The sequence below is a fragment of the Streptococcus infantis genome (assembly GCF_047460825.1).
Lineage (GTDB): Bacteria > Bacillota > Bacilli > Lactobacillales > Streptococcaceae > Streptococcus > Streptococcus infantis_V.
In genome coordinates this window covers 1-19,985 of sequence record NZ_JASHFO010000023.1, presented here as the reverse complement: position 1 = coordinate 19,985, position 19,985 = coordinate 1, and the positions used below count along the sequence as shown (strand labels likewise).

18 protein-coding genes and 1 riboswitch are annotated in these 19,985 nt (G+C 41.2%); of the genes, 15 read left to right on the top strand and 3 right to left on the bottom strand.

The features are described from left to right. Positions 1–44 precede the first annotated feature (44 nt). The 8 genes from mvk (at position 45) to tig (ending at position 7,783) form a co-directional block, all read left to right on the top strand. A complete protein-coding gene (gene mvk, locus QM911_RS07450; RefSeq protein ID WP_414313591.1) occupies positions 45–923 on the top strand; it encodes a mevalonate kinase in 879 nt (292 codons plus the stop codon). Continuing rightward, positions 905–1,858 (top strand): diphosphomevalonate decarboxylase, encoded by a 954-nt coding sequence (mvaD, locus tag QM911_RS07445; protein ID WP_414313590.1) that lies wholly within the window; start codon positions 905–907, stop codon positions 1,856–1,858. The genes mvk and mvaD overlap by 19 nt, the downstream gene beginning before the upstream one ends. After that, on the top strand, positions 1,845–2,858 hold the full coding sequence (locus tag QM911_RS07440; RefSeq protein WP_414313589.1) for a phosphomevalonate kinase: 1,014 nt from the start codon (positions 1,845–1,847) through the stop codon (positions 2,856–2,858). Before mvaD ends, QM911_RS07440 begins: the two co-directional genes overlap by 14 nt. Next, positions 2,836–3,837, top strand: coding sequence for a type 2 isopentenyl-diphosphate Delta-isomerase (fni, locus tag QM911_RS07435; RefSeq protein WP_414313588.1), 1,002 nt, complete (start codon positions 2,836–2,838; stop codon positions 3,835–3,837). Before QM911_RS07440 ends, fni begins: the two co-directional genes overlap by 23 nt. 94 nt (positions 3,838–3,931) lie before the next feature. Further along, positions 3,932–4,630 carry a cell wall-active antibiotics response protein LiaF gene (gene liaF / locus QM911_RS07430; protein WP_414269363.1) on the top strand — a complete coding sequence of 233 codons (699 nt, stop codon included), beginning with the start codon at positions 3,932–3,934 and terminating at the stop codon, positions 4,628–4,630. After that, entirely contained in the window at positions 4,627–5,625 is a 999-nt protein-coding gene (locus QM911_RS07425; protein ID WP_414313587.1) for a sensor histidine kinase, read from the top strand. The genes liaF and QM911_RS07425 overlap by 4 nt, the downstream gene beginning before the upstream one ends. Positions 5,626–5,636: 11 nt before the next feature. Next, entirely contained in the window at positions 5,637–6,269 is a 633-nt protein-coding gene (locus QM911_RS07420) for a response regulator transcription factor (protein WP_075230536.1), read from the top strand. Positions 6,270–6,499: 230 nt separating this feature from the next. Next, positions 6,500–7,783, top strand: coding sequence for a trigger factor (gene tig, locus QM911_RS07415; protein ID WP_414313586.1), 1,284 nt, complete (start codon positions 6,500–6,502; stop codon positions 7,781–7,783). Between the two features lie 46 nt (positions 7,784–7,829). Here tig and QM911_RS07410 read toward each other — a convergent pair whose 3' ends face one another. The 3 genes from QM911_RS07410 to rnhC all read right to left on the bottom strand — a co-directional run bounded on the left by QM911_RS07410 (position 7,830) and on the right by rnhC (position 11,796). Then, entirely contained in the window at positions 7,830–10,196 is a 2,367-nt protein-coding gene (locus tag QM911_RS07410; protein WP_414313585.1) for an ATP-dependent RecD-like DNA helicase, read from the bottom strand. 100 nt (positions 10,197–10,296) lie between these two features. Further along, on the bottom strand, positions 10,297–10,911 hold the full coding sequence (lepB, locus tag QM911_RS07405) for a signal peptidase I (RefSeq protein ID WP_049527421.1): 615 nt from the start codon (positions 10,909–10,911) through the stop codon (positions 10,297–10,299). 3 nt (positions 10,912–10,914) lie between these two features. Then, positions 10,915–11,796: a ribonuclease HIII gene (gene rnhC / locus QM911_RS07400; protein WP_414313584.1), complete on the bottom strand. Its 882-nt coding sequence runs from the start codon at positions 11,794–11,796 to the stop codon at positions 10,915–10,917. A gap of 86 nt (positions 11,797–11,882) precedes the next feature. On the opposite strand from rnhC, the gene zapA reads away from it, so the two are divergent. From zapA to QM911_RS07365, 7 genes are all read left to right on the top strand, one after another. Further along, complete coding sequence (gene zapA, locus QM911_RS07395) at positions 11,883–12,185, top strand: cell division protein ZapA (RefSeq protein ID WP_000002025.1); 303 nt, start codon at positions 11,883–11,885, stop codon at positions 12,183–12,185. Then, positions 12,182–12,730 (top strand): CvpA family protein, encoded by a 549-nt coding sequence (locus tag QM911_RS07390; RefSeq protein ID WP_414313583.1) that lies wholly within the window; start codon positions 12,182–12,184, stop codon positions 12,728–12,730. Before zapA ends, QM911_RS07390 begins: the two co-directional genes overlap by 4 nt. Before the next feature lie 263 nt (positions 12,731–12,993). Next, complete coding sequence (locus QM911_RS07385; RefSeq protein ID WP_414313582.1) at positions 12,994–15,330, top strand: endonuclease MutS2; 2,337 nt, start codon at positions 12,994–12,996, stop codon at positions 15,328–15,330. Between the two features lie 146 nt (positions 15,331–15,476). Beyond that, positions 15,477–15,565: riboswitch (glycine riboswitch) on the top strand. Between the two features lie 90 nt (positions 15,566–15,655). Next, positions 15,656–16,978 (top strand): alanine/glycine:cation symporter family protein, encoded by a 1,323-nt coding sequence (locus tag QM911_RS07380; RefSeq protein WP_414313581.1) that lies wholly within the window; start codon positions 15,656–15,658, stop codon positions 16,976–16,978. 221 nt (positions 16,979–17,199) lie between these two features. After that, a complete protein-coding gene (locus QM911_RS07375; protein ID WP_045763587.1) occupies positions 17,200–17,748 on the top strand; it encodes a carboxymuconolactone decarboxylase family protein in 549 nt (182 codons plus the stop codon). A 14-nt stretch (positions 17,749–17,762) separates the two neighbouring features. Further along, positions 17,763–18,827, top strand: a complete 1,065-nt coding sequence (locus QM911_RS07370) for an acyl-CoA dehydrogenase family protein (RefSeq protein WP_414313580.1) — start codon at positions 17,763–17,765, stop codon at positions 18,825–18,827. A 108-nt stretch (positions 18,828–18,935) separates the two neighbouring features. Then, positions 18,936–19,832 (top strand): TDT family transporter, encoded by an 897-nt coding sequence (locus QM911_RS07365; RefSeq protein WP_414313579.1) that lies wholly within the window; start codon positions 18,936–18,938, stop codon positions 19,830–19,832. Positions 19,833–19,985: the final 153 nt, after the last annotated feature.

Sequence of the window (19,985 nt, the reverse complement as noted above, 5' to 3'; positions counted from 1 at the left end):
ATTTTATCTAGAAACAGATGATTTTCATCTGATAGTAGGATTAAATGACAAAAGAAGTTGGTGTCGGTCAGGCACATAGTAAAATTATTTTAATAGGAGAGCATGCGGTGGTTTATGGCTACCCAGCCATCTCTTTACCTCTTTTAGAGGTAGAGGTGACTTGTCGGGTGGTTCCAGCAGCGACACCATGGCGTCTTTTTGAAGAGGATACCTTGTCCATGGCAGTTTATGCTTCTCTCGAGTATTTAAATATCCAGGATGCTTGCATCCGTTGTCAAATTGACTCGGCTATTCCTGAAAAACGTGGGATGGGTTCTTCAGCAGCCATAAGTATTGCGGCCATTCGAGCGGTATTTGATTATTACCAAGCAGAACTTCCACATGACGTGTTAGAGATTTTGGTCAATCGGGCGGAGATGATTGCCCATATGAATCCTAGTGGTTTAGATGCCAAGACCTGTCTTAGTGACCAGCCTATTCGTTTTATCAAGAATGTTGGTTTTGAAGAATTAACCATGGATTTATCAGCTTATCTGGTCATTGCAGATACTGGAGTTTATGGACATACTCGTGAAGCTATCCAAGTCGTGCAGAGCAAGGGCAAGGATGCCTTACCTTTCTTGCATGCGCTAGGAGAGTTGACCCAAGAAGCAGAAAAAGCTATTCAAACAAAAGATGCCATGAAGTTGGGAGAAATTCTAACCAAAGCTCATGGAAATCTAAAAGAAATCGGAGTTAGTAGCCCTGAGACAGATGCCTTGGTTGAAACTGCCCTTGAACAGGGTGCCCTAGGTGCCAAGATGAGTGGTGGAGGTCTAGGAGGCTGCATCATCGCCTTGGTTGCTAATGTCAGTCAAGCACAAGAACTCGCAGAAAGATTAGAAGAGAAAGGAGCTGTTCAGACATGGATCGAAAGCCTGTAACAGTACGTTCCTATGCCAATATTGCTATTATCAAATATTGGGGTAAGAAAGCAGAAAAAGAGATGGTTCCTGCGACTAGCAGTATCTCTCTAACCTTAGAAAATATGTATACGGAGACGACACTTTCCCCTTTGTCAGCAGATGCTAGGGCAGATGAGTTTTACATCAATGGTCAGTTGCAAAACGAGGCAGAGCATGCCAAGATGGGTAAAATCATTGACCGCTACCGTCCTGAAGGGGCAGGTTTTGTTCGTATCGATACCAAGAACAATATGCCGACAGCAGCAGGTCTTTCTTCAAGTTCTAGTGGTTTGTCTGCTCTAGTCAAAGCCTGCAATGCTTACTTCCAATTAGGGCTAGATCGTAAAGAATTAGCTTTGGAAGCTAAGTTCGCATCTGGTTCTTCATCTCGTAGTTTTTATGGACCCTTAGCAGCTTGGGATAAGGATAGTGGAGAGATTTATCCAGTTGAAACTGACTTGAAACTAGCTATGATTATGTTGGTCTTGGAAGACCAGAAAAAACCAATCTCTAGTCGGGATGGCATGAAACTCTGTGTGGAAACTTCGACAACATTTGATGAGTGGATTCGTCAGTCTGAACAAGACTACAAGGATATGCTGGTCTATCTCAAGGAAAATAACTTTGAGAAGGTTGGAGCTTTAACAGAAAAGAACGCTCTTGCAATGCATGCTACGACAAAAACTGCAAATCCGCCGTTCTCATATCTGACAGATGCTAGTTATGAAGCTATGGATTTCGTTCGTCAGCTTAGAGAACAAGGAGAATCTTGTTACTTCACCATGGACGCGGGGCCTAATGTAAAGGTTCTTTGTTTAGAAAAAGACTTGGAACATCTATCAGAACTCTTAGGTCAACGCTATCGCTTAATCGTTTCAAAAACAAAGGATTTGAGCCAAGATGACGATTGTTAAAACTTGTGGGAAGCTCTATTGGGCTGGGGAATATGCCATTTTAGAACCAGGACAGTTGGCGCTAATAAAGGCTATTCCCATCTATATGACGGCTGAGATTGGGTCTTCAGAAGTTTATCGACTCTACTCCGATATGTTTACTTATAGTGTAGATATGCGCCCAGATTCTTCCTATGCTTTGATCCAAGAAACAGTTACTTTGGTGGAGGACTATCTGACTGCCCAAGGAGTTGACTTGCGTCCTTTTTCTATAGATATTCGCGGGAAAATGGAGCGTGAAGGTAAGAAGTTTGGTCTGGGTTCTAGTGGTAGTGTCGTTGTTTTGGTTATCAAGGCTATGCTTGCTTTCTATGAAAGATTAGCTGACAGAGACCTCTTGTTTAAATTGGCGAGTGCTGTCCTTCTCAAACGTGGGGACAATGGCTCCATGGGGGACATTGCCTGTATCGTTTCAGAAGACCTAGTCCTCTATCAGTCATTTGACCGTGAGAAAGTGGCACAATGGCTAGAAAAAGTAGACTTGCAAGATGTATTAGCACGTGATTGGGACTTTTCTATTTCTAGTGTTGAACCTGCCTTGAAATTTGATTTTCTGGTGGGTTGGACCAAGGAAGTAGCTGTGTCTAGTCATATGGTCAAGCAAATCAAGGATAATATGAACGCTAGCTTCTTGCAAGCTTCAAAAGAAACAGTAGCTAACTTGGTAAAGGCTTTGCAGAAAGATCAAGAAGAAACCATTATTGACTTGCTAGAACAAGCCAGCCAACTTTTAGAAGGCTTGAGTTCAGATATTTACACACCTTCGCTCAGACAATTAAAAGATGCCAGCCGAGACTTAAAAGCTGTTGCAAAAAGTAGTGGTGCTGGTGGTGGAGACTGTGGGATTGCTCTCAGTTTTGACCAAGATTCGACCACATTACTGAAAAAACGCTGGGCTGATCTAGGGATTGAGCTCTTGTATCAAGAAAGGATAGGACATGACGACAAATCGGAAGGATGAGCACATCCGCTATGCCCTTGAACAAAAAAGTTCTTATAATAGTTTTGATGAAGTTGAATTGATTCATTCTTCTCTACCCTTATATGACTTAGATGAGATTGATCTTTCGACAGAATTTGCAGGGTGCAAATGGGATTTTCCTTTTTATATTAACGCCATGACAGGTGGGAGTGACAAGGGCAGAGAAATCAATCAAAAATTGGCTCAGGTGGCAGAGGCTTGTGGAATTTTATTTGTGACAGGTTCTTACAGTGCGGCACTTAAGGATCCATCGGATGACTCTTTCTCTGTCAAGTTAAATCATCCTGACCTACTTCTTGGAACCAATATTGGCTTGGATAAACCTGTTGAACTGGGGCTACAAACGGTCCAAGAGATGAATCCTCTTCTCTTGCAAGTCCATGTCAATGTTATGCAGGAATTACTCATGCCAGAAGGTGAGCGTCAATTTAGATTGTGGCAAAGCAATCTGAAAGATTATGCTGAACAAATCTCTGTGCCACTTGTTTTAAAAGAAGTCGGCTTTGGCATGGATGTGAAGACTATTGCTAAGGCGTACGAGATGGGGATACGTACGGTTGATTTGTCTGGCCGTGGGGGAACTAGCTTTGCCTATATCGAAAATCGTCGTAGCGGTCAACGGGACTACCTCAATGATTGGGGGCAATCGACCATGCAAACCCTTCTAAATGCCCAAGACTGGAAAGATAAGATGGAACTTTTGGTAAGTGGAGGAGTGCGCAATCCACTAGATATCATCAAATGCCTGGTCTTTGGAGCAAAAGCAGTTGGGCTATCACGCACCATGTTAGAGTTGGTTGAAAACTACTCAGTGGATGTCGTTATCTCTATTGTTGAAGGTTGGAAGGAAGACCTACGTCTAATCATGTGTGCCCTTAATTGTTCAAAAATTGAGGATTTACAAGAGGTCGACTATCTCCTGTATGGAAAATTAAAAGAAGCAAAAGACCAAATGTGAGGAGGTCGGGATTTTGGTCCCGGTCTCTTTATCATTCCTCAGACTGATGTGACTTTTTGGTTTTGTGATACAATAAAATAGAGAGGACGGTTACATGCGAAAATTTCAAATTTTTCTATTTATTGAAGCTTGTTTATTGACAGGAGCTCTGATTATGATGGTATCAGAGCATTTTTCCCGTTTTCTGCTGATCTTGCTCTTGTTTTTACTGCTGATTCGATACTATACTGGAAGACAGGGAAATAACCTCATATTAGTGGCAGTGAGCATTCTATTTTTCTTTATCATCATGCTCAATCCCTTTGTCATTATGGCTATCTTCGTGGCCTTGATATATAGCCTGTTCTTACTTTATCCTATGATGAACCAGGAAAGAGAAGATACAAATCTGATTTTTGAAGAAGTAGTGACGGTGAAGAGGGAGAAAAATCGCTGGTTTGGGAATCTCCACCACTTTTCAAGCTACCAGACTTGCCGCTTTGATGATATCAATCTTTTTCGTCTCATGGGGAAGGATACCATTCATCTAGAGCACGTGATTTTGAGCAATCATGATAATGTCATCATTTTGAGAAAACTAGTCGGCACGACTAGAATTATCGTACCAGTGGATGTAGAAGTCAGTCTTAGTGTTAATTCTCTGTACGGAGACTTAACCTTCTTTGACCAACCTAAGCGTTCTTTACGCAATGAACAATTCCATCAAGAAACCAGAGATTATCTCAAGAGTCCAAAGAGTGTTAAGATTCTTTTGACAACTATGGTTGGAGATGTTGAGGTGGTGCGAGGATGAAAAAACAGCCCTATATTTTAATCGGTCTCACCTCATTTCTCTTTGTTGCCTTTCTCTTTCGAAGCATTTTTAAAGTTCTGGATTTAGAGTGGACTTCTCTCTTTCAAGATTTAGAAAAGACAGAAAAAGTCTTATTTCTGGCTTTAATGTTTAGTCTTGCTCTAGCTTTTTTATTAGTCCTGTTTTGGACAATGGTTGATGAAATTTCTAAAAGAAGAATCCAAGCAAATCTTAAACGTCTGCTAGCTGGCAAAGATATTGAAAGTCTGGGAGATGCTGACTTAGACGCAAGTTTTAGAAACTTGTCAGGAAAGCTCGGTTTGTTAACAGAAGCTATTCAAAAAGTAGACAATCAGGCCTTGGTCAAAGAAGAAGAAATTATTGAAAAGGAGCGCAAGCGAATCGCACGTGACTTGCATGATACGGTCAGCCAAGAAATTTTTGCTGCCCATATGATTTTATCGGGACTTAGTCAACAAGCTTCCAAATTAGACAGAGAGAAGATGCAAACACAACTCCAAAGTGTGACTGCCATTTTAGAGACAGCTCAAAGAGATTTGCGCATTCTTCTTTTGCATTTACGACCAATTGAACTGGAACAAAAAAGCTTGGTGGAGGGGATTCAGCTACTCCTCAAAGAGCTAGAAGAAAAAAGTGAGCTGAAGGTAAGCTTTAAATATCAGGTAACTGCACTACCTAAAAAGATTGAAGAGCATGTCTTCCGTATTGTCCAAGAATTGATTAGTAATACCCTTCGGCATGCACAAGCTTCATGTTTAGATGTTTACCTTTATCAAACGGAAACAGAATTACAGTTGAAGGTAGCAGACAATGGTCGTGGTTTTCAGCTAGATGATGTTGATGAATTAAGCTATGGTTTACGCAATATCAAAGAACGAGTGGAAGATATGGCTGGGACTATACAATTATTAACAGCTCCCAAGCAAGGTTTGGCAGTGGATATTCGTATTCCCTTGCTTGATTTGGATAGATAAGAGGAAGTAAGATGAAACTATTATTGGTAGATGACCACCAAATGGTGCGTCTGGGTTTAAAAAGTTATTTTGAATTACAAGATGATGTAGAGGTTGTAGGAGAAGCAACCAATGGTGCGGAAGGAATTTCCATGGCCTTGGAGCTTCGTCCAGATGTGATTGTCATGGATATTGTCATGCCTGAAGTCAATGGGATTGATGCGACACTAGCTATTCTCAAAGAATGGCCAGAGGCTAAAATCTTGATTGTGACATCTTACCTAGATAATGAAAAAATCATGCCGGTTTTGAATGCTGGAGCTAGAGGATATATGCTTAAGACTTCGAGCGCAGATGAATTGTTACACGCTGTTCGTAAGGTGGCGGCTGGAGAGCTCGCTATTGAACAAGAGGTGAGTAAGAAGGTAGAATACAACCGTAATCATATTGAACTTCATGAGGACTTGACTGCGCGTGAACGGGATGTCCTTCAACTAATTGCTAAGGGTTATGAAAATCAGCGGATCGCAGATGAATTGTTTATCTCCCTCAAAACTGTAAAAACTCATGTTTCAAACATCCTTGCTAAACTTCAGGTTAGCGACCGCACCCAGGCAGCAGTCTATGCCTTTCAGCATCACTTGGTAGGCCATGAGGACTTCTAGATGAATTTTTTGGAGTGAAATCAAAACTCTCTGTTTCAGAGGTAATTTTTTCTTTGAAATAAGTTTTTAATGTTTTTTCTTGATAAATTGGATACGTTAAGCAAAAAACAGTAATCTAGGATTAACAAGTATCTCAAGCAGTTCTGAAAAGTCGGTTCTGACTTGAAAAAAGTTACTAGTATATGATATAATAGACTGTATTTAAAAAAATTTTAAGGAGAAATGACAGAATGTCTGTATCATTTGAAAACAAAGAAACAAACCGTGGTGTCTTGACTTTCACTATCTCTCAAGATCAAATCAAACCAGAATTGGATCGTGTATTTAACTCAGTAAAGAAATCTCTTAACGTTCCTGGTTTCCGCAAGGGTCATCTTCCACGTCCTATCTTCGACCAAAAATTTGGTGAAGAGTCACTTTACCAAGACGTTATGAACGCTCTTTTGCCAAACGCTTATGAAGCAGCTGTAAAAGAAGCTGGTCTTGAAGTCGTTGCACAACCAAAAATTGACGTAACTTCTATGGAAAAAGGTCAAGACTGGGTTATCACTGCTGAAGTTGTTACAAAACCTGAAGTTAAATTGGGTGACTACAAAAACCTTGAAGTATCAGTTGATGTAGAAAAAGAAGTAACTGATGCTGATGTTGAAGAACGTATCGAACGTGAACGCAACAACTTGGCTGAATTGGTGATCAAAGAAGGTGCTGCTGAAAACGGCGACACTGTTGTTATCGACTTTGTTGGTTCTATTGACGGTGTTGAATTTGACGGTGGAAAAGGTGAAAACTTCTCACTTGGACTTGGTTCAGGTCAATTCATTCCTGGATTTGAAGACCAATTGGTAGGTCACTCAGCTGGTGAAACTGTAGACGTTATCGTAACATTCCCAGAAGACTACCAAGCAGAAGATCTTGCAGGTAAAGAAGCTAAATTCGTAACAACTATCCACGAAGTAAAAGCTAAAGAAGTTCCAGCTCTTGACGATGAACTTGCAAAAGACATCGATGAAGAAGTTGAAACTCTTGACGAATTGAAAGAAAAATACCGCAAAGAATTGGCTGCTGCTAAAGAAGAAGCATACAAAGATGCTGTTGAAGGTGCAGCAATCGATAAAGCTGTAGAAAACGCTGAAATCGTTGATCTTCCAGAAGAAATGATCCACGAAGAAGTTCACCGTTCAGTAAATGAATTCCTTGGCAACTTGCAACGTCAAGGTATCAACCCTGACATGTACTTCCAAATCACGGGAACTACTCAAGAAGACCTTCACAAACAATACGAAGCAGAAGCTGAGTCACGTACTAAGACTAACCTTGTTATCGAAGCAGTTGCGAAAGCTGAAGGATTTGACGCTTCAGAAGAAGAAATCCAAAAAGAAATCGAGCAATTGGCTGCAGATTACAACATGGAAGTTGCACAAGTACAAAGCTTGCTTTCAGCTGAAATGTTGAAACACGATATTGCAGTGAAAAAAGCTGTTGAATTGATCACAAGCACTGCAACAGTAAAATAATCTTTACAAGATAAAAGCCCACCGAATCGGTGGGTTTTCTTATGCTTTATTTTCCGAAAAATTCTTGCAGGTCTTCTTCAGTAATCCCAATCATGGCTGGGATACTAGACCAGTTGTCTTCGGTTAGAATGTAGGATTGTTCAGAATCTGTTGAAGTTGTAATATCGGTAGCAAGTTGGTTTGTTTCCTCGGGGTTCTGCATTAGGTCAGCGAAACGTTCAATCAGATAGGTCTTACGAGCTGTTCCGATATGTTGAGTTGCATAGTCAAAGGCCTGTATTTCGCCTAGTAGGATCAGCTTGCTTTTGGCCCGAGTGATAGCAGTGTAGATGAGATTACGCTCTAACATGCGCTTGCTTACACTAGTGATAGGTAGAATCACAACTGGAAACTCGCTCCCCTGAGACTTATGGATACTCATGGCATAGGCTAAGCGAATCTTGTACCATTCATTTCGAGGATAGGAGGCCTCATTGCCGTCAAAATCAATCATAATTTCATCTTGCTTGGATTCAGTGTATTTTCCTGGAATCAAGTCTGTAATATAACCTAAGTCTCCGTTAAAGACATTGACCTCTGCATCGTTGACTAGGTGAATGACCTTATCTCCTGTTCGATAGTGACACTGAGGAGCTTCAAAGCTAAGCTGGTCTTTTTGTGGAGGATTGAGTAGGTCTTGCATGAGCTGGTTGATGGCATCAATACCAGCAGTTCCACGGTACATAGGGGCAAGAACTTGAATATCACGAGCAGGGATGCCATTTCTGATAGCAGCACCTAGGATTTTTTCAATGCTAGCAGGGATATGGTTACTAGCGATTTCAAAGTAGGAGCGATCTGCTTTTTTCTGGGTAAAATCTGCAGGCAATATTCCCTGACGAATCTGACTTGCAAGAGTGACGATGGTCGATTCTTCGCTCTGACGGTAGATTCTTTCCAAACGTGTTTTAGGGATGGTTGGTATCTGGAGTAAATCTGCTAGGACTTGACCAGGACTGACAGAAGGCAGCTGGTCACTATCACCAACGATGAGGATTTTACTGTTAGAGGAGATATTGGAGAAGAGCTGGTTAGCTAGCCAAGTATCTACCATGGAAAACTCGTCAACAATGATAAAATCAGCATCCAGATAATCTTCCAGATGGCTGGTATCGTCGTCTCCAGTCATACCCAAGTGGCGGTGAATAGTTGCACTTGGTAGTCCTGTCAGCTCATTCATACGACGGGCTGCGCGACCGGTGGGAGCGGCTAGGAGAATGGGCAGATTGCTCTTTTTCTTGAGATCCAGTCCTTCTAAGAGAGCATAGACAGCGATAATGCCGTTGATAACAGTAGTCTTACCTGTACCAGGTCCACCTGTAAGGATAAAGACCTTGTTCTGGATAGCATCGCAGATGGCCTGTTTTTGAATACTATCATACTCAATCCCCAGTTCTTTCTCAACAGTTGCGATATGTTCTTGAATGGTTTCTAGATCCTGTTTTTTACTCTGCCCTTTTTCGAGGATTCTGATGAGATGGCTGCGAATCCCTTCTTCTGCAAAAAAGAGGCTATTATCAAAGATTTTGGTATCAATCTGCTGGACCTTATCTTCTTCAATCAGATAAGCAAGCTCTTGGGCAACTTGACTCGGCTCTAGTTCGACTGGACGGGAGGATTCAAGAAGGTTGAGGGTTTGCTCCAACAAGTCTCTAGCTTCCATATAGGTATCTCCCGTTTCCATGCAACCTTGAAAGAGACTATGGACGAGACCAGCACGGAAGCGCTCGGGAGCCTGACTCTCAATCCCCAATTCTTGGGCCAATTGGTCAGCGATGGTAAATCCCAAGCCCTTGATATCCTCGACCAGTTGATAGGGATAATTCTCGACAATCTCTAGCGTTTCTTCCTTGTAAAAGTCTTGAATCTGAAAGGCTAGTTTATTTGGGATGCCGTAATTAGCCAGTTTGGCTAAGACCATCTCTGTTCCGTAATTAAGACGAAGGGTTGAGACGAAGGCTTCACGGTTTTTAGCAGAGAGTCCAGAGATAGACTGGAGTTTGTCTGGATTTTCTAAGATTTTGTCAATAGTGTTATCTCCGTAAATATCCACAATTTTCTGGGCTGTTTTGAGTCCAATTCCCTTAAAATGGCTACTGGAGAAATACTTGACCAAACCCTTACTAGTCGGCTTGGCTCTCTCATAGTGAGTCATTTGTAGCTGTTCCCCATACTTGGAGTGTTGGACTATCTGCCCCCAAAAAGTGTATTCTTCTCCTTCAATGATATCAGCCATAGTACCTGTGACAATGATTTCATAATCATCAAAGTCTTCAGCATTGGTATCCTCAATATCTAGGAGTAAAATACGGAAAAAATTGCTGACATTTTCAAAAATAATGCGTTCAATGGTGCCTGAAAAATAAACTTCCATAAAATTCCTTACAATAGTGTCTGAGAAAATTTATCCCAGATTTAGTCAAAATAGAATGAGAAGAGGCTGAGATAGAAAATTCTCGGCCTCTTCCTAGTTTTTAAAATGTTCCGATACGCTTGAGTGGCCAGAAGCGGAATTTGGCTTCTCCGGTGATATCTTTTGCCTTAAAGGTACCAACATGTCGACTGTCGCTAGATACCAGACGGTCATCACCCAGTAGGAGGTATTCACCCTCTGGTACAGTGAAGGTAAAGCTAGTGTTGTAATTAACATCTAGGGTAAAGGCCTGAGCCTTTTGAGCTAAAGTTCTAAAGTATTCTCCCTTTTTACCATCCCAACCAGTTCCAGTATAAGTGCTTTGGAGTTTATCTTCCTTGAAACGCTTAAGGTATTCTGCTAAATAAGGTTCATCAGTTTCTTGACCGTTAATATAGAGTTTATCGTTGTCATAACGAATGGTATCTCCTGGCATACCGATGACCCGTTTAACGATATCCTTGTTCCCATCGTCTTCATGAGCAACCACAATATCAAAACGATTGATTGGGAGATGTTTAACGACAAAGAGGACTTCCCCATCTGCCAGGGTAGGATCCATGGAATGTCCTTCTACACTGACATTCCTCCAGAGAAAGAGACGGCTAAGACCTACTAGTGTAATAAGTAGGAAGATAACTCCCCACTCTTTTAAAAATGATTTTAAATATTTCATAATTTACCTTTCTAGCATTTTTTTTGCTTTTTCAGTATTTTTAAAGTGTAGTTTGGCGCAGAAGTTGAGTCCCTGCATACCATAAGCACGAAGGATTTGGCTAGCTACCTTATCAGAAGCTGTTCCAGCCCCGCTTGGAAGTTGATAACCAAGTTCTCTACCCAGATTTTCGAGATTTTCTAGAAAGAGATCACGCGCAATGATAGAACTTACTGCGACAGCCAAGTACTTACCTTCGGCTTTTTCCTCCAGACTGACTGGATTAGAAAAATGATTGGCTTCATTTTTTAAGTACTTCTCATAGTTTTGAGCACTCGTAAAAGCATCGATCACAATCTTTTCTGGCTGGATTCCCTTTTGGAGGAGGAGAAAAATCGCTTGATTATGCAGAGCTACTTTTACGGAAACGGCATTGTAGCGCTCACCGATGACTTCATTATACTTGCTTGGAGAAAGCAGTAGAGCTTGGTGCTGGATTTTTTCCTTAAGCAGAGGAGCAAGCTGACGAATCTTTTGGTCTGTCAGAGTCTTAGAATCCCCTACACCTAATTTTCGCAGAAAGTCATGCTGGTCAGGAGTCACAAAGGATGCTACTACAGCCAGACCACCGAAGTAGGAACCATTCCCAACCTCATCTGTACCAAGCAAAGGGAAATTTTGTCCGCTAGTTCCTTGACTGAGCTGATAACCAAAAGAACTGGCATAGTTTTCAGCCATTTCTCCCTGAAGCAAGACTTTTCCAGAAGTGTAGATGGAAACACTAGCTTGGGGAAGCTTCAAAAAGTAGCGAATATAAGGATTTTTACTAGGAGTCAGTGCCTGTTCATATTGCTGAACAAAGGCTTGGATTTCCTTTTCACTCGGGGTTAATGTAATACTTGCCATAGTTCTTATTGTACCATAAAAGCTGTAGAATTGGTAAAAACTGACAAACTTAGTGAAATTTGGTATAATATCGTGAGGTGAATTTTATGGCAAATTTAAATCGATACAAGTTTACATTCGGCAAAAAAACATTGACCCTAACAACTGAGCATGACAACCTCTTTATGGAGGAAATTGCCAAGGTCGCAACAGAAAAATATGAAGCAATCAAAGAACAAATGCCTGGAGCGGATGATGAGACAATCGCTATTTTATTAGCAGTCAATAGCTTGTCAACTCAACTCAGTCGTGAGATTGAATTTGATGATAAGGAGCAAGAATTAGAAGCTCTCCGTCATCAGGTTGTAGCAGCAAAACAAGAACAGAGCAAGATAGAGGATTCCCTATGATTTCCGTCCTTCTCCTATTGGTTCTTGCATGGAGCTTTTATATCGGTTATCGTAGAGGATTAGTTCTCCAGATTTATTATTTTGTAGCAACTGTGATTTCAGCTCTTCTTGCAGGAAATTTTTATCAATCTTTAGGAAAACAATTTGATTTGTTGATCCCATATGCAAGTCCACAGGAAGGACAGGGAACCTTCTTTTTCCCGCCGAATCAACTTTTCCAGCTGGACAAAGTCTTTTATGCAGGGATTGGTTATCTCTTAGCCTTTACGGTGTTTTACTGCTTCGGTCGATTGCTGGGTCTCTTTCTTAATCTTCTACCGACTAAAAAGCTAGCGGGTCAATATTTCCGTATAGGCGCAGGAGTTTTATCAGTGGCTGTGACCTTATTTGTCCTCCAGATGATACTGACTATTCTTGCAACTGTTCCTTTACAAATTGTTCAAAATTCACTTGAAAACAGTTTTGTAGCTAAACATATTATCCAGAGTGTCCCCATCACTAGTCATGTGATTAAACAACTCTGGGTAACCAAAATAATCGGATAAAAAGGGCGGGAACTATTCCTAGCCTTTTGTTTACAATTTCATACTCTTCGGAAATCTCTTCAAACCACGTCAGCTTCGCCTTGGATTATATATGTGACTGACTTCGTCAGTCTTATCTACAACCTCAAAGCAGTGCTTTGAGCAACCTACGGGTCGCTTCCTAGTTTGCTCTCTGATTTTCATTGAGTATCAATAGTTTAGGAGCCTTTTTGAAAAGAGTGAGAATTTGAAAAATTCGTTCGCTCATTACGAAGGAAAATAAAATGAATAAAAAAATACTAGAAACGTTAGAATTTAATAAGGTCAAGGCTTTATTTGAGCCTCATCTTTTGACCGAGCAAGGATTAGAGCAGTTGAAAGAACTTGCTCCGACTGATAAAGGAGACAAGATTAAGCAAGCTTTTGCAGAGATGAAGGAAATGCAAGAACTCTTTGTCGAGCATCCTCATTTCAGCATTTCTGCAACAAAAGATATTGCAGCGACCTCCAAACGTTTGGAGATGGGTGCTGACCTCAATATCGAGGAATTTCTCCTTCTCAAACGTGTCATCTTTGCCAGTCGTGAATTGCAGAATTTTTATGACAATCTTGAAAATGTACGTTTAGACCACCTAGCTAACTGGTTTGAGAAACTTCATGACTTCCCACATTTACAGGGAAATCTACAAGCCATCAACGAAGCTGGATTTATTGAGAACTTTGCTAGTGAGGATTTGGCACGAATCCGTCGAAAAATCCATGATAGTGAAAGTCAAGTCCGTGATGTCCTGCAAGACCTTCTCAAACAAAAAGCTCAGATGCTGACAGAAGGTATCATCGCAAGTAGAAATGGTCGCCAAGTTCTTCCAGTTAAGAATACCTATCGTAACAAGATTGCTGGTGTGGTTCATGATATCTCTGCCAGTGGGAACACTGTTTATATCGAACCACGTGAAGTGGTCAAGCTAAGTGAAGAAATCGCAAGTCTTCGTGCAGACGAACGCTATGAGATGATGCGTATCCTCCAAGAACTCTCTGAAAGAGTAAGACCTCATGCAGCTGAAATCGCCAATGATGCTTGGATTATTGGACATTTGGACCTGATTCGTGCTAAGGTTCGCTTTATCCAAGAGACGGAGGCAGTAGTACCTCAAGTGTCTGAGGGACAGGAGATTCAACTACTTCACGTTCGTCATCCCTTGGTTAAAAACGCTGTTGCCAATGATGTGCACTTTGGCAAAGAATTAACAGCTATCGTCATCACGGGTCCTAATACAGGTGGTAAGACCATTATGCTCAAGACCTTAGGTTTGACTCAGTTGATGGCCCAGTCTGGTCTACCAATTTTAGCTGATAAGGGTAGTCGTGTAGGGATTTTCGAGGAGATATTCGCAGATATCGGAGACGAGCAGTCCATTGAGCAAAGTCTTTCAACCTTCTCTAGTCATATGACCAACATCGTCGATATTCTGGGTAAGGTCAACCAAAAATCGCTCTTGTTACTAGATGAGCTTGGTGCTGGTACAGATCCCCAAGAAGGTGCAGCCCTTGCCATGTCTATCCTAGAAGACTTACGCCTGCGTCAGGTCAAGACCATGGCAACCACTCACTATCCTGAACTTAAAGCCTATGGTATTGAAACTGCCTATGTTCAGAATGCTAGTATGGAATTTGATACAGCTAGCCTGCGCCCAACCTATCGCTTTATGCAGGGAGTTCCAGGTCGAAGCAATGCCTTTGAAATTGCCAAACGTCTAGGCTTGTCAGATGTCATCGTAGGTGATGCCAGCAAGCAGATTAATCAAGACAATGATGTCAATCGCATCATTGAGCAATTGGAAGCACAAACACTTGAAAGTCGGAAACGTCTTGAGAATATTCGCCAAGTCGAGCAAGAAAACCTCAAGATGAATCGTGCCCTTAAAAAACTTTATAACGAGCTCAATCGTGAGAAAGAAACTGAACTCAATAAGGCGCGTGAGCAAGCTGCTGAAATTGTTGACTTAGCACTAGCTGAGAGTGATGATATACTTAAAAATCTTCACAGTAAATCTCAACTAAAGCCACATGAGATTATTGAAGCCAAAGCTAAGCTCAAAAAATTAGCTCCTGAAAAAGTTGACCTTTCTAAAAATAAGGTTCTCCAAAAAGCTAAGAAAAAACGAGCTCCAAAAGTTGGAGATGATATTATCGTTTTAAGCTATGGTCAACGTGGTACCTTGACCAATCAACTCAAGGATGGACGTTGGGAAGCACAGGTTGGCTTGATTAAGATGACCCTTGAGGAAAAAGAGTTTGATTTGGTTCAAGCCCAGAAAGAAGCGCCAGTCAAGAAGAAACAAGTCAACGTCGTCAAACGTGCAGCAGGCAAAGGCCCACAGGCTCGACTAGACCTTCGTGGCAAACGCTACGAGGAAGCTATGGAAGCCTTGGATGCCTTTATAGACCAAGCCCTACTCAACAATATGGCCCAAGTCGACATCATCCATGGTATCGGTACAGGAGTCATCCGTGAAGGGGTAACTAAGTACCTACAAAGAAATAAACAGGTCAAGAGCTTTGGCTATGCACCACAAAATGCAGGCGGATCTGGCGCAACCATTGTAACCTTTAAGGGATAAAGCGAAATGAATGAAAATTATAATAAAATTTTCTGAAAATAATTGACAAGAGCTAAATTTTCTTGTAAAATAAATAAAAATTAAATACAACACCGAATGAAGTTTAATAGAAGTGGAAAATCGTTTGATTTTTCATGACTGTAAATGGACGGAACTCTGGAGAGACCGTAAAGGCACCGAAGGGGCAAGGCAGGCAACTGCTCAAACTCTCAGGTAAAAGGACAGAGCAATGATAGAGCGCTTTTTGGCATTTATCGATGCATTCCAGAGTACATGTTTTTAACATGTGCTCTTTCTTTTGGGGTTGAATAGATAGGAGAAAAGGATGTTAAATTTGCTAAAAGAGCTGGATGCTCTGGTATGGGGCCCACCCCTTTTAATTTTATTGGTTGGTACAGGGATTTACTTGACTCTTCGTTTAGGGCTTTTACAAATCTTGCGTCTCCCTAAGGCCTTCCAGCTTATTTTTACCAAGGATAAGGGGCATGGAGATGTATCTAGCTTTGCTGCACTATGTACAGCCCTAGCAGCAACTGTTGGTACAGGAAATATTATCGGGGTTGCAACGGCTATCAAGGTTGGTGGACCAGGCGCTCTTTTTTGGATGTGGGTGGCTGCTTTCTTTGGAATGGCAACCAAGTATGCAGAAGGACTACTTGCTATCAAATATCGAACCAAGGATGATCATGGTGCGGTGGCAGGAGGACCGATGCATTATATCCTTCTAGGGATGGGCGAAAAATGGCGCCCTCTTGCAATCTTCTTTGCTGTAGCTGGAGTACTAGTTGCACTTTTAGGAATCGGTACTTTTACCCAGGTGAATTCCATTACAGAATCCGTTCAAAATACAGCTAGTATTGATCCGACAATTACTGCACTTGTTTTATCTATTTTTGTAGGGATTGCGGTCTTTGGTGGACTCAAGTCCATTTCTAAGGTATCAACTACAGTTGTTTCCTTTATGGCTATTATCTATATCTTGGGAACCTTGACAGTTATTTTCTTTAATATCGATAAAGTACCGGCAACAATTTCACTGGTTCTCACATCAGCTTTTAGTCCCATAGCTGCAGTGGGAGGATTTGCAGGAGCTAGTGTTCGGATGGCTATTCAAAATGGTGTGGCGCGTGGTGTCTTCTCGAATGAATCTGGCTTGGGTTCAGCACCCATTGCGGCTGCGGCAGCTAAGACCAACGAACCGGTGGAGCAAGGTTTAATTTCCATGACAGGAACCTTTATTGATACCTTGATTATCTGTACCTTGACTGGTTTGACAATCTTGGTGACTGGGGTTTGGAATGGTAATTTAGATGGTGTTGCTCTAACTCAGTCAGCTTTTTCTACAGTATTTTCTTTCTTTGGACCTGCTCTTTTAACGGTCTTCTTGGTACTCTTTGCCTTTACTACGATTTTGGGATGGAACTATTACGGAGAGCGTTGTTTTGAATTTCTCTTTGGCGTTCGCTTTATCTGGCTTTATCGTGTGGTCTTTGTACTCATGGTCTTGCTGGGAGGATTTATCGAGCTGGATATGGTCTGGGTCATTGCGGATATTGTTAATGCCCTCATGGCTCTACCAAACTTGATTGCACTCTTAGCCTTATCACCAGTCGTTATCGCTGAGACGAAGAAGTATTTTGATAAATAAGCTAATCACACATCTGGTGTGATTTTTTTGTTTTCATAAAAATTTTTTATCAGTGCAATTTAAAATATATATTATGCAAGGTATAGATTCTGTGTTAGACTTATTGTCAACGAAAAGCTAATGAGTCATCAATCAAGGCAAGGATTTGTTCAATAGGCTGATGAGATTTCGTAAGATTTTCGCAGAAACCATTTAATTACAAAACGAAAAGAGGTCCCCTTATGACAACATTTACTATCCACACAGTAGAATCAGCGCCAGCAGAAGTGAAAGAAGTTCTTGAAACGGTACAAAAGGACAACAATGGCTATATCCCAAATCTTATCGGTCTTTTGGCCAATGCCCCTACAGCCCTAGAGGCTTATCGCACTGTTGGAGCTATTAACCGTCGCAATAGTCTAACACCTGTAGAACGAGAAGTGGTGCAAATCACTGCAGCTGTAACCAACGGTTGTGCCTTCTGCGTCGCTGGCCATACAGCTTTTTCTATCAAGCAAATCCAGATGAATGATGACCTACTTCAAGCCCTTCGCAATCGTACTCCAATCGAAAGCGATCCTAAGCTGGATACCCTGGCTAAGTTTACCTTGGCAGTTATCAATACCAAAGGGCGCGTAGGAGATGAAGCTCTTGGAGAATTTCTTGAAGCAGGCTATACACAAGAAAATGCCTTGGATGTTGTTCTCGGTGTCAGTCTAGCAAGTCTTTGTAACTATGCCAACAACCTAGCTAACACACCGATTAATCCAGAATTACAACCTTATGCATAAGAGGAGGGCAGAGTATGGGATTTTTTTCAGAAGAATTTTTAAGTTGGTTAGACCAGCACGCTGATGAAATTGACAAAAAATCATGTCAAGCTGGAGAAGAGTTGATTGAGAAAATTGCTGCAGAAGGTGCCTTTCGTGTAGGAGTACCAAAAGTTCTTGGAGGGCTAGGTGGAAGTGATCAAGATGTTATCGATATCCTTGCAGAACTCGCTCAACATTCCTTAACAGCCTCCTTTATCTCATGGGGGCAACGAACTTTAATAGACAATATTCTACATACTGACAATACTTATTTCAAAGAAGTTTACTTGGAAAAACTCTTATCGGGAGAATATGCAGGTGCTACGGCCTTGTCTAATGCGGTCAAGTATCTATCTGACTTAGAGGAACTAAATGTTCGAATCCTTGAAGAAAATGAGAATTATTACCTAAAAGGCCGACTTCCTTGGGTGACCAATGCTCGTAAGGATCGCTTCCTCACTATTTTTGTAGCAGGATTTGCAGATGATCCGAGTACAAGTTATGTAGTAGCCGTACCATCAGACGCAGAAAACTTTAGTCGTTCCGAAGATTTGGAATTTGTCTCTCTTCAAGGAGGTAATACAGCAGCTCTGACTTTTAACAAGGTCCCTTTAAAGGAAGAGTGGATTCTATCCAAGGATGCTCATCAATTTTTAGCGCAAAATCGTCCAGCCTTTTTAGGCTACCAATTTGGCCTAGCCTTTGGTTTGGCTGAACGTTCACTCTCAGAAGTCGAAAAAGAATTGGGGAAACGAGGTGTCTTGAAGGAAGAATGGCAGCATCAGGTCGAACAGTTAGATGATATTCGACATTCTCTCTATCAAGGACTATCTGAGGAGTCCTATTTCGTTAAAAATCCGCGTGAGCTATTCCAGTTACGGATTGATATTGTTGATGTCGTTGCCCAAAGTCTCTTATTAGAACTACAAGCTGGTGGCGGTAGAGGATACTTTAGTAAATCGACATCCGGTTTCATACGTCGTTGGAATGAAGGTGCCTTTTTGCCAATTGTTTCTCCTAGTGCTGTGCAATTGCGACATATTTTAGCGACAAACTAAAAATAAAGAAAATAAAAACGAGGTTTATCTTTTTAAACTTCGTTTTTTAATACTTCATTTAAGCGCTTTTATGCTATACTGATAATAACATGATTATTGGAGGTTCACATGAAAAAACTCCCCTTGGCCTTTTCAGGGTGCTTATTGGGATTGGCTGGAGCAGGCAATCTCATATTGGATATTTTTCCACTATTATCGCACGTCTTTAGTTTGTCAGGCTTGATTTTATGGTTTTATTTTTTAGTGAGTCATCTTAGTGATTGGCAAGAAAGCCAGCAAGAACTTAAGAAAGCTCCTCTATTATCGGGAATGGCGACCTTTCCCATGGCAGGGATGATTTTATCAACCTACTTACTGCGAATCTTACCCACGAGTATGGGTATCATAGCGCAAGCTCTTTGGTGGTTTGCCTTTCTACTGGATGTAGGTTTAATCATTTACTTCACTAAAAATTATGTGCAGACTAAACCAAGAACGAGTGCAACGCCAAGTTGGACAGTTCTTTATGTGGGAATTGCAGTAGCAAGCTTGACCTACCCAGTGGTGGGTATAGTCGAGATTGCCTATGGCGCTTGGATTTTTGGCTTTACCTTAACCCTTTTCCTTTATCCTCTGATTTATCAAGATTTGAAAAGTAATCCATTGCCACGGGCTTTACTGGGGCAAGAAGGAATCTATTGTGCTCCCTTTTCTCTACTGTTAGCAGCACTCGTTCGGATCGAAGGTTCAGGACTTCATGGCTGGATTTTGCTAGTCATGATCCTTGCTTCACAGACTTTCTTTTTCTTTGTCCTCAGTCGCTTACCAATGATTTTAAAACAGGGATTTCAACCAGCTTTTTCAGCCCTAACCTTCCCAACTATCATCACAGCAACTTCATTAAAAATGGCCCAAGGCATTCTGCAGATTCCAGTCCTTAATCTTCTCGTTTGGTTAGAGATTATCATTTGTTTAACAATCCTTGTCTATGTATTAGTAGAGTATATGCGGTATTTAAGAAACTAAAAAAGCCCCTAGCACTGAGAAGTGTTGGCTCTATAATATTTGTAGTGGGTAAATCCCCTATGGATATTATGGAGCCTATTTTTGTGTAGAAAAAAAGTCCCATATGACCTATAATGAAAAGCGATCAAACAACTCATTAGAAAGAATCATATG

What these genes read in the sequence shown, in the direction of transcription:
- mvk (WP_414313591.1), top strand. Translation starts at nt 45, where the DNA reads ATGACAAAAGAAGTTGGTGTCGGTCAGGCACATAGTAAAATTATTTTA.
- mvaD (WP_414313590.1), top strand. Translation starts at nt 905, where the DNA reads ATGGATCGAAAGCCTGTAACAGTACGTTCCTATGCCAATATTGCTATT.
- QM911_RS07440 (WP_414313589.1), top strand. Translation starts at nt 1,845, where the DNA reads ATGACGATTGTTAAAACTTGTGGGAAGCTCTATTGGGCTGGGGAATAT.
- fni (WP_414313588.1), top strand. Translation starts at nt 2,836, where the DNA reads ATGACGACAAATCGGAAGGATGAGCACATCCGCTATGCCCTTGAACAA.
- liaF (WP_414269363.1), top strand. Translation starts at nt 3,932, where the DNA reads ATGCGAAAATTTCAAATTTTTCTATTTATTGAAGCTTGTTTATTGACA.
- QM911_RS07425 (WP_414313587.1), top strand. Translation starts at nt 4,627, where the DNA reads ATGAAAAAACAGCCCTATATTTTAATCGGTCTCACCTCATTTCTCTTT.
- QM911_RS07420 (WP_075230536.1), top strand. Translation starts at nt 5,637, where the DNA reads ATGAAACTATTATTGGTAGATGACCACCAAATGGTGCGTCTGGGTTTA.
- tig (WP_414313586.1), top strand. Translation starts at nt 6,500, where the DNA reads ATGTCTGTATCATTTGAAAACAAAGAAACAAACCGTGGTGTCTTGACT.
- QM911_RS07410 (WP_414313585.1), bottom strand. Translation starts at nt 10,196, where the DNA reads ATGGAAGTTTATTTTTCAGGCACCATTGAACGCATTATTTTTGAAAAT.
- lepB (WP_049527421.1), bottom strand. Translation starts at nt 10,911, where the DNA reads ATGAAATATTTAAAATCATTTTTAAAAGAGTGGGGAGTTATCTTCCTA.
- rnhC (WP_414313584.1), bottom strand. Translation starts at nt 11,796, where the DNA reads ATGGCAAGTATTACATTAACCCCGAGTGAAAAGGAAATCCAAGCCTTT.
- zapA (WP_000002025.1), top strand. Translation starts at nt 11,883, where the DNA reads ATGGCAAATTTAAATCGATACAAGTTTACATTCGGCAAAAAAACATTG.
- QM911_RS07390 (WP_414313583.1), top strand. Translation starts at nt 12,182, where the DNA reads ATGATTTCCGTCCTTCTCCTATTGGTTCTTGCATGGAGCTTTTATATC.
- QM911_RS07385 (WP_414313582.1), top strand. Translation starts at nt 12,994, where the DNA reads ATGAATAAAAAAATACTAGAAACGTTAGAATTTAATAAGGTCAAGGCT.
- QM911_RS07380 (WP_414313581.1), top strand. Translation starts at nt 15,656, where the DNA reads ATGTTAAATTTGCTAAAAGAGCTGGATGCTCTGGTATGGGGCCCACCC.
- QM911_RS07375 (WP_045763587.1), top strand. Translation starts at nt 17,200, where the DNA reads ATGACAACATTTACTATCCACACAGTAGAATCAGCGCCAGCAGAAGTG.
- QM911_RS07370 (WP_414313580.1), top strand. Translation starts at nt 17,763, where the DNA reads ATGGGATTTTTTTCAGAAGAATTTTTAAGTTGGTTAGACCAGCACGCT.
- QM911_RS07365 (WP_414313579.1), top strand. Translation starts at nt 18,936, where the DNA reads ATGAAAAAACTCCCCTTGGCCTTTTCAGGGTGCTTATTGGGATTGGCT.